Source organism: Mangrovibacterium sp. (assembly GCF_041596335.1).
GTDB lineage: Bacteria > Bacteroidota > Bacteroidia > Bacteroidales > Prolixibacteraceae > Mangrovibacterium.
The window spans coordinates 223,621-237,177 of sequence record NZ_JBFHIT010000002.1 but is presented as its reverse complement, the minus strand read 5'-3'; the positions used below and the strand labels follow the sequence as shown (position 1 = coordinate 237,177).

Sequence of the window (13,557 nt, the reverse complement as noted above, 5' to 3'; positions counted from 1 at the left end):
TTCCGCATTCGGATAGGGGGTAAAGCTGTATTCAGTCATTGGATCTTCATCGTATGGGAAAGAACTATTGTTAAAAAGATATTCCGCAGACACATCCGTATCCATTAGCTCCAGTTCTTCTTGTAGTCGATGAAGTTGAATCGTGAATGTTTGCGTAGTGTCACCGATACTGAATCCTGAATAGTTGAGAATTAAGGTCAGTGAGTCTAAAATTTCAGTGTCGGATCCCGTGTTGTCCAAAATTGAAGAAATACCACTTGCCCGATCGAAATTGAAATAATGGCGTAATTCGGTCGTGCCAATCTGATTGTTTGAATAAGTACCTACTAACCCTCTGGTGGGGTTGGAAGTCACAATTGAATCCATAATAACAGTGGAGAACTTGATGGAAAAACTATCTGTCATTAAAATAGTCGATTCAGTTTCAACTAAATCTTCTCCTATCTGAAAATTTCCAACATCGGTACTACATGAAGCTAGCAGAAGAGCCCAAGCAAATACCCAAAACCGATTTTTAACCATATAAAATAGAATGATTGTTTGTATACAATATAAAAGAAAAGTTCCCTTTGGCTGCAAAGCAAGACTATTGTTGCTAGTCCCAAAAGAAATATCGACTAAATAATTATTAATATCTATGAAATGGGTTTTAAAATCGATAAAAACCGAATTACTAGTGTTTATCACTTAAGTGGTGTTAAAATTCGTGAATAATTTTAACCAAATCTGAATTTATATCTATAAAAGTGGATATTATACGGATATAAAGTTATTAAATCGCAAAATAACGCTTGTTCGTCTATCATTTTTTTTTAGATATCGTTAACCAGCTATGTTTGCGCCCAAACTGAATAATGATTAGCAAATGGTTCTAAAAAATTTTTTTGTGCTTGCACGTTCAGTCCGGTTTATAAAAATCGGATTAGTACTCTCAATAATACTACCATTAGTATCGTGTAGTGGTGATGATGATGATGATTTAGTAGGTAACTGGGTTAAACTTTCGGATTTCAACGGAGTTCCAAGGACAAGTGCTACCGGTGTTGCGGTTGGCAGTCTAGGGTACATGGGAACTGGATTGGATTCCGATGATGATCGCCTGCAAGACTTTTGGACATACGATGCGTCAAGAGACCAATGGTCACAAATCGCTGATTTTCCTGGTTCTGCAAGAACAAATGCTGTTTCATTTGCTGCAGACAGTAAATTATATGTAGGTACAGGATTTGATGGTACAGTAGGAGTTCGTTTGAAAGACTTTTACGAATATGATCCGGCAACGAATCTTTGGTCGCAAATTCCCGACTTGCAAAGCGACAATGTAAACACAACTAGTGTTGTTGGTCGTGAAGGAGCAATCGCTTTTTCGATCAACGGAATTGGCTATGTTGGTTGTGGAACAGATGGTGACGGAAACATTTTGAAAGATATGTATGCTTTCGATCCCTCCAGTCAAACCTGGTCTGAAAAAACTGCAATTGGTGGGTCGAAACGCAGCGACGCTGTGGCGTTTGTAATCGATGAGGTAGCCTATGTTGCATCTGGTATTAATAACGGTTCATATGTGAGTGATTTCTGGAAGTACGATGCATCAACCGACTCATGGACGAAATTGAGATCGATTACCGATGCTGATGATGATGATGATTTCGATGACGATTATGACGATATCGTAAGAACCAATGGTGTTGCTTTCACTTCAGGCGGTAAAGGTTACATTGCAACTGCTGGAAAAAGTTCTTCTGGAACTTCAGTTTGGGAATACAACGTTTCAACCGACTTGTGGGAAGAAAAGACTTCATTTGAAGGTTCGTCCAGATACAATGCAGTGGCGTTTACCATCGACGATATGGGTTACGTGACAACAGGCCAGAATAGTGGTTACTATTTCGACGACATTTGGCGGTTCGATCCGAATTCAGAACAAGATGATGATGACAACGGATATTAAAAAATACGTTAAGATACTCCTGATTTTTTCAGGAGTATTTTTTTGCTCCTGCCAGCCAAAAATTAAAGTTGAAGTGAAAAGTACACAACAGACTGATGGAGGATGGGGATATGAAATATTGAAAGATACTTCGGTTTATATTAGCCAGCCCTTTATTCCGGCAGTGGTGGGGCGACAAACTTTTAGAACGGAAGATGACGCGCTGAAAACAGGTCGCCTGATGTTAAAGAAAATTATTAGCAGGCAAAATCCAGCGCTTACAATACACGAGTTAGATAGCTTAGAGATTCAATACACGAAATAACCTTCGTGTATTTTTCGTTTTAGCCTCTTTGCAGTTTAAATAATGTTGAAATGAAGATTGTCGTATTGGATGCATACACATTAAATCCCGGAGAATTCAGCTGGGATGGGTTCGCCAGGCATGGAGAACTAGAGGTTTATGACCGCACAACAGACGAATCTGTCGTAAAAAGAATTCGTGATGCATCCGCAATTTTTACAAACAAGGTGGTTATTACAGCTGAGATTATGGCCGCAGCACCTCAGTTGAAATATATAGGCGTCATGGCAACCGGAGTGAATGTAGTCGATTTAGGCGCAGCCAAGAAAGCTGGGATAACCGTAACAAATATTCCGGCTTACAGTACTGATTCGGTCGCTCAATTGGTCTTTTCATTTATCCTAAATCTGACAAATCAAATAGCAGAACACAATCGAGCGGTTCGAGATGGCGCTTGGACAAATTGTGTCGATTTCTCATTTCGTCTTGGACGTCAGGTTGAGTTGGCCGGAAAGGTAATTGGGATTGTTGGTTTTGGGAGAATTGGTCAAAAAGTTGCGACAATAGCACAAGCCTTTGGAATGAAGGTTCTTTTTCAGAGTCGTTCGGTAAAGGAGAATGTTCCTGCTGGTTTTCAACAAGTTGAATTAGACGACCTGCTGCGGGCTTCAGATTTCGTGAGTTTGAATTGCCCACTTACAGCTGACAGCTTCGAATTTATGAATGCATCCAAATTTTCAATTATGAAAAAGGGAGCAGTACTGATCAACACAGGGAGAGGGCCACTCGTGCATGAACAGGATTTGGCTAATGCGTTGAATGACGGACATTTAGGAGCTGCGTGTCTTGATGTGTTATCGACTGAACCACCAAAAGAAACGAATCCCTTGCTGAACGCAACGAACTGTTACATCACACCACATATCGCTTGGGCTACGTTTGAAGCCAGAACTCGGCTTATGGAAATCCTTTTAACTAATTTTGAGGCCTATTTGAATAATAAACCTCAAAATATAGTAACCTAATCAATAAGATTTAGACAGAATAAGCAAATTGCCGGCTATTCCTCATCATCGTCGAAAAGCTCTTCGTCTTTGCTTTTGTACTTCATCAGATCCAGATCATCTTCTTCGAACTCATCATAAATTGATAATCGCTTTTTGGCAGTTTTATCTTTTTTTGCACCTTTTCCAAATTGGCTGCCAATGTCATTTTTCTCAATGTCAGAATGTTTGAAACTCACTTTTGAGTGCTTGTTCGATTTCATTTTTTTAAAGCTATTAACTTAAATTACAAAAGTTTAAAAATAGATGTAGAATTTATTTCTTGTTTTCAAACTACTCGATTTTTTTTTTTATTTCCAATAGCTTGTCTGATTTTTTTACGATTAAATAGAAAAATGAAGAATTTGCTAACATTCAGTAGTCGTATTTACTCCTTTTAATCTATTGGCTGTCGTATTCTGAATGAGTTGCCACTTTCGTCACGTGTTACAACGAAACTAAATTAGGAGCTCATTGTTATTAAAGTAAATTAGAGATACCATGAGTTTTACACTTCAACCGGGAAAGCCTGCAATAACTTTCGAATTGCCGGCAACAGATGGGAAAAATTATAGGCTGGCCGATTTTGATGCCGCTGAAATATTGGTGCTGTTTTTTACCTGCAACCATTGTCCGTACGTTATCGGAAGCGATATGGTAACGCAAGAGGCAGCATTGAAATACAAAGACAGAGGGGTGCGTTTTGTTGCCATAAATTCGAATAGTAAAAATACCTACCAGGAAGACGACTTCGAGCACATGGTGCAGCGTATGGACGAATTTAAATTTCCATGGGTATATCTTTATGACCAAAGTCAGGAGGTTGCATTAGCCTACGGAGCCCTGAGAACCCCGCATTTTTTCGTTTTTGATAAGGAGCGCAAATTGGTTTATACAGGGCGTGGCAACGATAGTCCTCGGGATCGTTCGAAAATTGCGGTAAACGATTTGGATCGAACGTTGAGTGAGCTTTGCAACGGCAAGCCGGTATCTATTCCGATCACCAATCCAATAGGCTGTAATGTAAAATGGGAAGGAAAGCACAAACATTGGATGCCAGCTGACGCCTGCGATTTGGTTTGGCAAAAGTGAATTAGTGAATACAATTAAGTCGGAATATATTGTATTTTTGATACGAACGTATCGATCAGAAACATGTAGAATTCTTTTGGTTCGGTATATTTTAGTTGACTATTGACTGACAAATAAATTTTAAAAACCGTAAGACATGAAAAAGTCGTTGTTATTGATTGTTTTTTTGTTCGCGTTGCAATTTGGTTACGCTAAATCGGATCGAGTAAATCTAGGTTTGAAAGCAGGTTTTAACACGTCTAAAATCAAGACAGATTATGAGCAGTTCAATGATGGATCTGTAAATAATTTTTTGGTTGGTGCGTTTGCGCGGATCAATATGAATCGTGTTTATTTTCAGCCTGAGCTTTATTTTACATCGAAAGGTGGAGAGCTAAAAGATGTAGAAGCAGGTGGAACAGAGTCTTTTGATCTTAGTAGTATTGATATTCCGATTTTACTTGGTGCCAAAATAATCGAGAAAAAAATGTATACTGTTCGCATAGATGCCGGGCCGGTTATGTCTTTTATTACAAAAAAGAGTGAAACCGATAGCGACGAAACATTCTTTGATGTCGACGATCTCAAGGATAGTTATATGGGAATTCAGTATGGAGTAGGTGTTGATATGTGGATCCTGTCACTTGATGCACGAATCGAAAATAGCTTTGGCGATTTCTCAGATGGTTCAGGTAAAGAGAAAAGCAAATCGTTCTTGTTTACTTTAGGTATCCGGTTCTAGATAAATTTGATTAGTCGTCATTCTGCGATCGGAAAAAGATGCCGTTTCATTGCAAAAAATCAGAATACTAAATTAATTTTGGAAAATGAAACAGTTTCTTTTTCTGATTCTTATCGCATTGTTTAGTTTAAAATCCACTGCTCAGGCTGATTCAGTTGCACTGGAATTTAAACATGCAGAATATGATTTTCTTTATCAGGAATTATTCAATTTTGACCGTAACTCAACCTTTGGCGAACTTGATAACCACTTAAAATCGCCTCAATTACATTTTCAGACTAACGATATATTGAAACTAGAGATTACCAGTCCGCAGATTGTTGGATTTCAGTCAGAACGACCAATGGGAATGATGGTTCAAACTCCTTTTAGTTCGAACTATATTGTAAATTCTGCAGCGATATACCGGTTGTCTGACAAATTGAAGGTTGGGGGAAGCAGCTTTTCCGCCAACTCTGTTTTTAGCAGCCAACCATTTAGTTTCGATCCTTCCAAAATGAATTTTCAGGGTGTAAATCTTTTTCTGGAATATAAAGTGTCCGATAAATTTAGGATTGGCGGAGGTGTTCAAATAAACCAATCGTCCGGTTACTGAGTCGGATCTCAGAATTCAAATTCCGATCTTGTTTGGGCAGAGAAAGTTCAGTACTTTCGTTTCACGAACCAAGAATCAGCATGACAGCTTCACGTGTAAAAGAAATCAATCCGTTTATTGTGATGGAAGTGCTTGAGAGAGCACATGCCATGGAAAAAGAGGGAATGCACATCATTCATCTGGAAGTGGGTGAACCCGATTTCGATATTCCTGATTGTGTTAAAGGGGCTGTTTGTGATGCGCTGAATGAAGGTAGAACGCATTATACACATAGTTTGGGCGATCCGGAACTGAGGCAAGCAATTGCTGAACAATACAATACGGAATATGGTGTGCAGGTTGATCCGACACAGATTATAATAACTTCGGGATCTTCACCGGCCATTCTAATGGCTTTGTCGGTTTTGTGCGATCAAAACGACGAGGTTATCATTTCTGATCCGGCTTATGCTTGTTATGCTAATTTCATTCACTACATCGGAGCAAAAGTCGTTCGGGTTCCGGTTTCTCCGCACGATGGCTTTCAATTTCATGCTGAAGACATCATCGAGCGGATTAGCGAACGGACAAAAGCGATCATCATCAACAGCCCGATGAATCCGACGGGTAATTTGTTGACAATCGAGTCGCTTAAAATGATGGCTTCGCTGGAAGTTCCCATTATTTCAGACGAAATTTATCATGGACTTGTATACGAACAAGCAGCACATAGTATTCTGGAATATACCAACAGTGCATTTGTTGTGAATGGATTTTCGAAACGATACGCCATGACTGGATTGCGGTTGGGCTATTTGATCGCTCCCAAAGCATTTATCCGAACCCTTCAGAAGATGCAACAAAATTTGTTTATCTGTGCTAGTTCTACTGCTCAACGCGGGGGTATTGCCGCCTTAAACAATGGTGGAAGTCGTGTTTCGGCAATGGTGACAGTTTATAACGAAAGAAGGCGCTATTTGATTCAACGACTCATCAAGATGGGCTTTAAAATACCGGTTGAGCCAACTGGCGCTTTTTATGTTTTTGTTGATGCCTCTCATTTGTCGTTGGATTCATATAATCTCGCTTTCGAAATACTGGAAAAAGCACACGTTGGGGTGACCCCCGGAATAGACTTTGGGCCGGGAGGCGAGGGGTACTTGCGTTTTTCGTATGCAAATTCGATTGAAAATATCAAAGAAGGACTTGATCGACTTGAAAATTTCCTTCACAATAAATTGAAAATGGGATAGCTTTAACCCATTCTTCATTCTTCATCCACTTCAGCCGATCAATACAAGTCGTTTACCGCACATTTCCGTTCGTTTATCGAAACCAGACTGCACAGATGTAATTATTTCATTTTTCGAGCGTCTTTTTAAACGTAGGAAAACATCAGATATTCAATCTGATCTATCCTTTTTTTTCTGAAATACAAATTTAAAAAGAACAGTCATGAAAAACAGATTTTTCCAAATTGTAGGCATCGTCGTATTGCTTAGTTTAAGTTTGTCGTTAAGTGCAGCCAGTGGAAACCGCACCGATGGGGATTATCGGATAACTCCTGTTCCGCAGACAGAGCTAGCTTCCGGGATCGATAAAGCCTGGACGCTGGTGTATTCTACCAGTGAAAGTCCAATTTCTATCGAGTTTCAGTGTAGTAAACGTTGTACTACTTATTGTGTGAGAGGTGAGAATTTTGAAGTGGTCTATGAATGCTCAAGAAAAGGATTCGGTGCCCGTAAGGCGAAAGCATCAGAAAGCACAATTCCTCAGGAACTGAACATGATCGTCGTTAATAAGGAGGAAATAGGCAGACAGCAAATTCTAACTTCCGAAAAAGTTGATGATGAGCGGGCATTGACTTTAATTGCAGCCTATTTGCCGGATTTATTAAACACCCGTTATAACACACTTTAATTTAGTTCGTTAGGTGTTTGGTTGTCATTAATTCGATAGCCGCTTTTGCTCGCAAAAGCGGCTATCGAATTAAATGCAGCCACATACAAAACCATCTGCCATCCCTTCCTGCAATTTTTTAACTGCCTGAATTTCTTCATCGGTGTTCCGGCATTTGTCGCAAACCGGCAAATTTATTTCACTGTTTCGCAAACAGTCGTTGGCTACAGGCTCTTCGCAAACAAAACACTTAGTTGTAAAATCGAGGCTCATTGTTTCGTATGTTAGAACAGCAAAATTAATGTTTTTGGCAGATTAAGCAATTTGGCAACAAAAGCGGCGATTATGTCACGAAATGTGCGTCAATATGTTATTCTGTCTTGAATTTTCAACTTATTCGAACTGGCATGATTATTATTGAAAAAAATAAACTTGCAGTAAGTATAGTAACTCATTATAATTACTTTTGTGGGCAATTAAGTAGATTTACGAAAAATTATATAGAATGGCTTTTATTAGTAAACTCCTTGGAAAATTTCTGGGGAACAAATCAGACCGGGACATTAAAGAAATCACCCCGATTCTTGAAAACATTAAAATTGAATATGCCCGGATCGAAAAGCTCTCAAACGATGAGCTTAGGGCTGAATCTGAAAGATTAAAGCAAACACTAAAAGACCGGATTAAACCGGAGGAAGACGAAATAGCTGCTTTGAAAGCCAAAGCAGAGGACTCAGACATTCAGGAAAGCGAACAGATTTATCAGCAAGTCGACACACTGGAAGCGGCGATCTCTGAAAAAATAGAAGCCGTATTAGATGAAATCTTACCTGCAGCTTTTGCTTTAGTAAAAGAAACAGCCAAACGTTTTACAGAAAATGATAAGGTTGTAGTCAAAGCCAATGAATTCGACCGAAACTTGGCCGCGATTAAAGATAATGTTGAAATCGATGGAGAGCAAGCAACCTGGTATAACAGCTGGATTGCCGGTGGAACTGAGGTAACCTGGCAAATGGTTCACTACGATGTTCAGCTTGTTGGTGGTATTGTGCTGCACTCCGGGAAAATTGCAGAAATGGCAACCGGTGAAGGTAAAACCTTGGTGGCTACTCTTCCTGTATTCTTAAATGCATTGGCAGGTAGGGGGGTACACGTCGTAACGGTGAATGATTATCTGGCCAAACGTGACTCGGAATGGATGGGGCCAATTTTTGAATTCCATGGTTTAAGTGTGGATTGTATCGATAAGCACCAACCCAACTCCGACGCACGGCGAAAAGCATACAATGCTGATATTACTTACGGAACCAATAATGAATTTGGATTCGATTACCTGCGCGACAACATGGCGATCAATCCACGCGACTTAGTTCAACGGAAACATCATTACGCAATCGTGGATGAGGTCGACTCGGTATTGATCGATGATGCACGGACACCGTTGATTATCTCCGGACCTGTTCCCAAAGGAGACAATCAGAAGTTTGAGGAATTGATGCCTAGAGTTGAGCGTTTGGTTGCCGCTCAACGCAATTACGCAAATCAATGTTTGACGGATGCGAAACGACTTTTGTCGAAGGAGAATCCAACTAAGGAAGAAAAAGAAGAAGGAGCAATGAATTTGCTTCGTGCCCACAAAGGAATGCCTAAAACTAAATCGCTTATCAAATTTTTAAGTGAAGAAGGCATCAAAGCTTTAATGCAGAAGACCGAGAATTACTATATGCAGGACAATAACAAAAACATGCATATTGTAACCGATCCACTTTTCTTTATTATTGAAGAGAAACAGAATTCCGTAGAGTTAACCGATAAAGGGATCGACCTTATTTCGTCAGATGTGGATGATCCCGAATTTTTCATCCTACCCGATGTTGGTTCATCGGTGGCCGAAATTGAAAACAGCAATGAGCTAACCGCCGAGGAAAGAATCGAGAAAAAAGATACGCTGCTGCAAAATTATGCCGTTAAATCGGAGCGTGTTCACACCATCAACCAGTTGTTAAAGGCTTACGCCATGTTTGAGAAGGATGTGGAGTATGTGGTCATCGATAATAAGGTGAAAATTGTTGACGAGCAAACCGGTCGTATCATGGAAGGACGTCGCTACTCCGATGGCCTCCATCAGGCAATTGAAGCCAAAGAGCGAGTAAAGGTCGAAGCAGCAACTCAAACATTTGCAACAGTAACCCTCCAGAATTACTTCCGGATGTACCACAAGCTATCCGGTATGACTGGTACGGCCGAAACGGAAGCAGGAGAATTCTGGGACATTTACAAATTGGATGTCGTGGTTATCCCAACCAACCGTTCAATTGTTCGGAATGACTGGAATGACAAGGTTTATAAGACAAAGCGTGAAAAATATAACGCCGTAATTCAGGAGATCGTTGATCTGAATCAGGCGGGTAGACCAGTTCTGGTCGGGACAACTTCCGTTGAAATTTCGGAATTACTGAGCCGGATGCTAAAAATTCGCGGAATCAAGCATAATGTACTGAATGCGAAAATGCACGCTAGAGAGGCCGATATCGTTGCCGATGCCGGAAAGCAGGGGATGGTTACCATTGCGACCAACATGGCTGGTCGTGGTACCGACATTAAATTAACAACCGAGGTGAAAACGGCCGGAGGTTTAGCCATTATTGGTACCGAACGCCACGACTCTCGTCGTGTTGACCGGCAGTTGCGTGGTCGTGCCGGACGTCAGGGTGATCCGGGGTCTTCGCAGTTCTTTGTTTCGTTGGAAGATGATTTGATGCGTTTATTCAACTCGGATCGGATTACCGGAATTATGGACCGTCTGGGACTGGAAGAGGGAGAAGTGATTCAGCATTCCATGATTACCAAATCGATTGAACGGGCACAGAAAAAAGTAGAAGAAAATAACTTTGGGATACGTAAGCGTTTGCTTGAATACGATGACGTAATGAACTCCCAGCGTGAAGTAATTTACCAAAAACGTCGGCACGCTTTATATGGCGAACGTTTGGATGTTGATTTGCTGAACATGATGTATGATTCACTGGAGAATCTTGTGAACGATTATTACGGAGGCGATTTTGAAGATTTCAATCTCGAGTTGATGCGCCTAATGTCGATCGAGTCACCTGTTCGTCAAAATGATTTCCAACAAATGAAACCAGAGGAAATCATCGATAAGATCTACCATACGATGATTGAATCATATACCCGGAAGGTTGAGACGATTTCGAAACAGGCTTACCCGGTCGTAAAAGATGTTTACGAAACGAAGTCACACTTATACCAGAACATTGTGGTGCCAATCTCTGATGGTAAACGTATTTTCCAAATCGTTACCAATCTCGAAAAAGCCTACAATAATAAAGGTAAAGAGCTTGTAAAATCATATCAAAAGCAAATTGTACTAGGAACGATTGACGAGGCCTGGAAAGAACAACTCCGGGAAATGGACGATTTGAAACAGTCGGTACAAAATGCGGCTTATGAGCAAAAAGACCCGTTGTTGATCTATAAGTTTGAATCATTCAACCTGTTCAAACAAATGATCCAAAAGGTCAATAAAGATATTGTATCCACTTTGATGAAAGGGCATATTCCAATCTCAGATCCAAATCAGGTTCGTGAAGCAGACACTGCCCGTCGCACGGACATGAGCAAATATTCTACGCAAAAATCAGAAGTGCCGGAGCTGGCAGGCGGTCGTGGTCGTGCCGAGCAGAGAGAACCACAAAAGGTTCAACCGGTTCGGGTTGAAAAGAAAGTAGGACGAAACGATCCTTGCCCCTGTGGAAGTGGTAAAAAATATAAAAGTTGTCACGGTAAAGGATTAGAATAGGTAGCTTAGGCTACTTATTCTTTTTTTACTGGAATACAAATAGAATTTTCCTGTACACCGGGAGGTGTTTAATCAACAAACTCCAGAAAATGCAATCAATTTTAGCTTTTATCCATTGGAATATCAATCCGGAAATTTTTCATATCGGCACCTTGTCGGTTCGTTGGTATGGTTTACTTTTCGCCAGTGGATTTCTTATCGGATATAATATTTGTGAAAAGATGTTTAAGTTCGAGGGAGCTGATCTTAAGTGGCTTGAAAGTCTTTTTATTTACATGTTGCTTGCAACGGTAGTCGGGGCTCGTTTAGGACATGTACTCTTTTACGGGTGGGATTATTATTCGCAACATCCGGCCGAAATTGTTAAGGTTTGGCATGGTGGACTGGCGAGCCACGGAGGTGCTTTGGGGATTCTGATCGCACTAATTTTCTGGAGTCGAAACGTGTCAAAACGTTCCGTTTTATGGGTGCTCGATCGTGTTGTTGTCCCAACAGCGCTCGTCGCTGCTATGATTAGGTTAGGAAACCTGATGAATTCAGAAATTTATGGTGTTGCAACAAATCTGCCCTGGGGCTTCGTTTTTGAGCGGAATGGAGAAACTGTGGCAAAGCATCCGACTCAGATTTATGAATCGCTTTCTTATCTGCTCACGTTCGGCGTGTTGATATATATCTTCTTTAAGACAAAGTTAAGAAAGCATGAGGGTTTTATCGTTGGATTATTCTTTGTGATGGTGTTTTTTGCACGCTTTGTAATTGAATTCATTAAGGAAGATCAGGAAGCCTTTGAGGCCGGTATGGCACTGAATATGGGGCAAATTCTCAGTATCCCCTTTATTGTAGGGGGGCTGTATATAATATTCAGAGCCATCAAGAATCCGGAAAAGGTTTATCCGGCCCCTAAAAATAATAAGCGCTCGTAACGGTATTGAGAATGCTCTAATTTCATTCTTTCGTGTTTCTTCATTCGAGGGTGGAACGCAAAAGATCGAATGAAAATAACCCCTTAAGTCATCTTTAGGGTAAAGAAAAATCAAAAATCATCAACTGCAGGCCTTCTCCCAAATATAGGCTAACTCAGTTCGTTAGTTCTGAAAACGTTCGAGTATTTGCTTGCGTTGTTTAAGCTTTAGCAAATAATTGTTCGTTTGATTCATGTACTTGGTGTAGTATGATTTATTGGCCCATTCGATGGCTAATTCTAAATTACCCAACATTTCAGATGCCAATGCCAGATTAAATTCAGCTTTGCTCTTGATCGATTTTTTGCTGGAGGTAGAAAAGGTCAACCAATAATCATAGGCTTCCTGCCATCTTTGTTCTCTGGCAATAAGGCTAATCTGCGACTGATCTGTATCTTCAAGCAAAAAATAGATGCGGGTTTCTTTGGCCCAGTTGGGCGAAAGGCGGTCATCGATATCCAAGGCTACCTGTATACCGGTTTGAATCAAGCATTCCTTAATTGAAGGGAGCCGGGCAAATAGTTTCTTTGTCGAACCATCTGCATCTTGCCACGAGATGGTATCACTAACGGAAAAATGCCGAATAATTTCTTTTTTCAATGGGTCATATATCTTTATAACAGCATCGTACTTCGAATTAATAGAAGCGGAGGCGTACTGAGGAAATACGTTTATATCATAGTCGGTCATTATTTTATTAAAATAACGCTCAACTACCAACAGAGCATCGGTGTTGAATTCGGCACACAATCTTGAAACTTCATCCCAATCTAAGCTTTCCGGAACCATATAAAACTTGGCGTTGCGATCCAAATTACGTTCCTCTGGGATTACAACATCATATCTTCCGGATTCAAAGAGCAATTCACCTAATGCTCTTAGTGTTGTGTCTGCAGCAATACTGTCCAGTACTACGGCATCGAAATCGAAGCCTCGATTAAAAAAATACTGTTGAATACTATCCTCGTTGAAGTTTTTGAAGTCGCCTGTTATTGATCGGTTTACAAGCGTTAGGCTTCTGATTTTATCGGGTAGAAGCTGTGATGATGGCCTCGCGGTTTCAATTAGTAGCGACCGATATGGAGTAGCGCATGATGTTAGAAACAACATCAGGATTAACGATTTGATCAGGAGCTTTTTATCTTTTGGTATTTTCATGATGGGCAAATAATTTGAGTCAAATTAAGACAATGAAAGATAGAAAATCTTCGA

The 13,557-nt window shown here is 40.4% G+C and carries 14 protein-coding genes; 10 read left to right on the top strand and 4 right to left on the bottom strand.

Features of this window, described 5'->3' with window-relative positions:
- Positions 1 to 522: DUF4270 family protein (locus tag ABZD21_RS02015; protein ID WP_372772500.1), on the bottom strand; the 522-nt coding region annotated here is incomplete at its 3' end.
- A gap of 364 nt (positions 523 to 886) precedes the next feature.
- Between ABZD21_RS02015 and ABZD21_RS02010 the strand changes: the two genes are divergently transcribed.
- The 3 genes from ABZD21_RS02010 to ABZD21_RS02000 are packed head-to-tail and all read left to right on the top strand — an operon-like array spanning position 887 to position 3,259.
- Positions 887 to 1,951: a Kelch repeat-containing protein gene (locus ABZD21_RS02010; RefSeq protein ID WP_372772494.1), complete on the top strand. Its 1,065-nt coding sequence runs from the start codon at positions 887 to 889 to the stop codon at positions 1,949 to 1,951.
- Entirely contained in the window at positions 1,929 to 2,255 is a 327-nt protein-coding gene (locus tag ABZD21_RS02005; RefSeq protein WP_372772493.1) for a DUF4907 domain-containing protein, read from the top strand. Before ABZD21_RS02010 ends, ABZD21_RS02005 begins: the two co-directional genes overlap by 23 nt.
- A gap of 50 nt (positions 2,256 to 2,305) precedes the next feature.
- Positions 2,306 to 3,259: a D-2-hydroxyacid dehydrogenase gene (locus ABZD21_RS02000; RefSeq protein WP_372772492.1), complete on the top strand. Its 954-nt coding sequence runs from the start codon at positions 2,306 to 2,308 to the stop codon at positions 3,257 to 3,259.
- A 35-nt stretch (positions 3,260 to 3,294) separates the two neighbouring features.
- Here ABZD21_RS02000 and ABZD21_RS01995 read toward each other — a convergent pair whose 3' ends face one another.
- Positions 3,295 to 3,501, bottom strand: coding sequence for a hypothetical protein (locus ABZD21_RS01995; protein WP_372772491.1), 207 nt, complete (start codon positions 3,499 to 3,501; stop codon positions 3,295 to 3,297).
- 277 nt (positions 3,502 to 3,778) lie between these two features.
- Here ABZD21_RS01995 and ABZD21_RS01990 point away from each other — a divergent pair, with 277 nt between their 5' ends.
- The 5 genes from ABZD21_RS01990 (at position 3,779) to ABZD21_RS01970 (ending at position 7,584) form a co-directional block, all read left to right on the top strand.
- Positions 3,779 to 4,369 (top strand): thioredoxin family protein, encoded by a 591-nt coding sequence (locus tag ABZD21_RS01990; RefSeq protein WP_372772490.1) that lies wholly within the window; start codon positions 3,779 to 3,781, stop codon positions 4,367 to 4,369.
- A 136-nt stretch (positions 4,370 to 4,505) separates the two neighbouring features.
- Positions 4,506 to 5,090 carry a porin family protein gene (locus ABZD21_RS01985; protein WP_372772489.1) on the top strand — a complete coding sequence of 195 codons (585 nt, stop codon included), beginning with the start codon at positions 4,506 to 4,508 and terminating at the stop codon, positions 5,088 to 5,090.
- 85 nt (positions 5,091 to 5,175) lie between these two features.
- Positions 5,176 to 5,685, top strand: coding sequence for a hypothetical protein (locus ABZD21_RS01980; protein ID WP_372772487.1), 510 nt, complete (start codon positions 5,176 to 5,178; stop codon positions 5,683 to 5,685).
- Positions 5,686 to 5,765: 80 nt separating this feature from the next.
- Complete coding sequence (locus ABZD21_RS01975; RefSeq protein WP_372772486.1) at positions 5,766 to 6,917, top strand: pyridoxal phosphate-dependent aminotransferase; 1,152 nt, start codon at positions 5,766 to 5,768, stop codon at positions 6,915 to 6,917.
- 202 nt (positions 6,918 to 7,119) lie between these two features.
- Positions 7,120 to 7,584, top strand: coding sequence for a hypothetical protein (locus tag ABZD21_RS01970; RefSeq protein WP_372772484.1), 465 nt, complete (start codon positions 7,120 to 7,122; stop codon positions 7,582 to 7,584).
- A gap of 69 nt (positions 7,585 to 7,653) precedes the next feature.
- Here the strand turns inward: ABZD21_RS01970 and ABZD21_RS01965 are convergent, their stop codons facing one another.
- On the bottom strand, positions 7,654 to 7,836 hold the full coding sequence (locus ABZD21_RS01965) for a hypothetical protein (protein WP_372772482.1): 183 nt from the start codon (positions 7,834 to 7,836) through the stop codon (positions 7,654 to 7,656).
- A 232-nt stretch (positions 7,837 to 8,068) separates the two neighbouring features.
- Between ABZD21_RS01965 and secA the strand changes: the two genes are divergently transcribed.
- A complete protein-coding gene (gene secA / locus ABZD21_RS01960) occupies positions 8,069 to 11,383 on the top strand; it encodes a preprotein translocase subunit SecA (protein ID WP_372772480.1) in 3,315 nt (1,104 codons plus the stop codon).
- 89 nt (positions 11,384 to 11,472) lie between these two features.
- On the top strand, positions 11,473 to 12,306 hold the full coding sequence (lgt, locus tag ABZD21_RS01955) for a prolipoprotein diacylglyceryl transferase (protein ID WP_372772478.1): 834 nt from the start codon (positions 11,473 to 11,475) through the stop codon (positions 12,304 to 12,306).
- Between the two features lie 162 nt (positions 12,307 to 12,468).
- Here the strand turns inward: lgt and ABZD21_RS01950 are convergent, their stop codons facing one another.
- A complete protein-coding gene (locus ABZD21_RS01950) occupies positions 12,469 to 13,503 on the bottom strand; it encodes a DUF6340 family protein (RefSeq protein ID WP_372772476.1) in 1,035 nt (344 codons plus the stop codon).
- Positions 13,504 to 13,557 lie beyond the last annotated feature (54 nt).

Bases quoted from the DNA above. Each gene is read 5' to 3' on its own strand.
- ABZD21_RS02005 (WP_372772493.1), top strand. From the start codon at position 1,929: ATGATGATGACAACGGATATTAAAAAATACGTTAAGATACTCCTGATT.
- ABZD21_RS02000 (WP_372772492.1), top strand. From the start codon at position 2,306: ATGAAGATTGTCGTATTGGATGCATACACATTAAATCCCGGAGAATTC.
- ABZD21_RS01995 (WP_372772491.1), bottom strand. From the start codon at position 3,501: ATGAAATCGAACAAGCACTCAAAAGTGAGTTTCAAACATTCTGACATT.
- ABZD21_RS01990 (WP_372772490.1), top strand. From the start codon at position 3,779: ATGAGTTTTACACTTCAACCGGGAAAGCCTGCAATAACTTTCGAATTG.
- ABZD21_RS01985 (WP_372772489.1), top strand. From the start codon at position 4,506: ATGAAAAAGTCGTTGTTATTGATTGTTTTTTTGTTCGCGTTGCAATTT.
- ABZD21_RS01980 (WP_372772487.1), top strand. From the start codon at position 5,176: ATGAAACAGTTTCTTTTTCTGATTCTTATCGCATTGTTTAGTTTAAAA.
- ABZD21_RS01975 (WP_372772486.1), top strand. From the start codon at position 5,766: ATGACAGCTTCACGTGTAAAAGAAATCAATCCGTTTATTGTGATGGAA.
- ABZD21_RS01970 (WP_372772484.1), top strand. From the start codon at position 7,120: ATGAAAAACAGATTTTTCCAAATTGTAGGCATCGTCGTATTGCTTAGT.
- ABZD21_RS01965 (WP_372772482.1), bottom strand. From the start codon at position 7,836: ATGAGCCTCGATTTTACAACTAAGTGTTTTGTTTGCGAAGAGCCTGTA.
- secA (WP_372772480.1), top strand. From the start codon at position 8,069: ATGGCTTTTATTAGTAAACTCCTTGGAAAATTTCTGGGGAACAAATCA.
- lgt (WP_372772478.1), top strand. From the start codon at position 11,473: ATGCAATCAATTTTAGCTTTTATCCATTGGAATATCAATCCGGAAATT.
- ABZD21_RS01950 (WP_372772476.1), bottom strand. From the start codon at position 13,503: ATGAAAATACCAAAAGATAAAAAGCTCCTGATCAAATCGTTAATCCTG.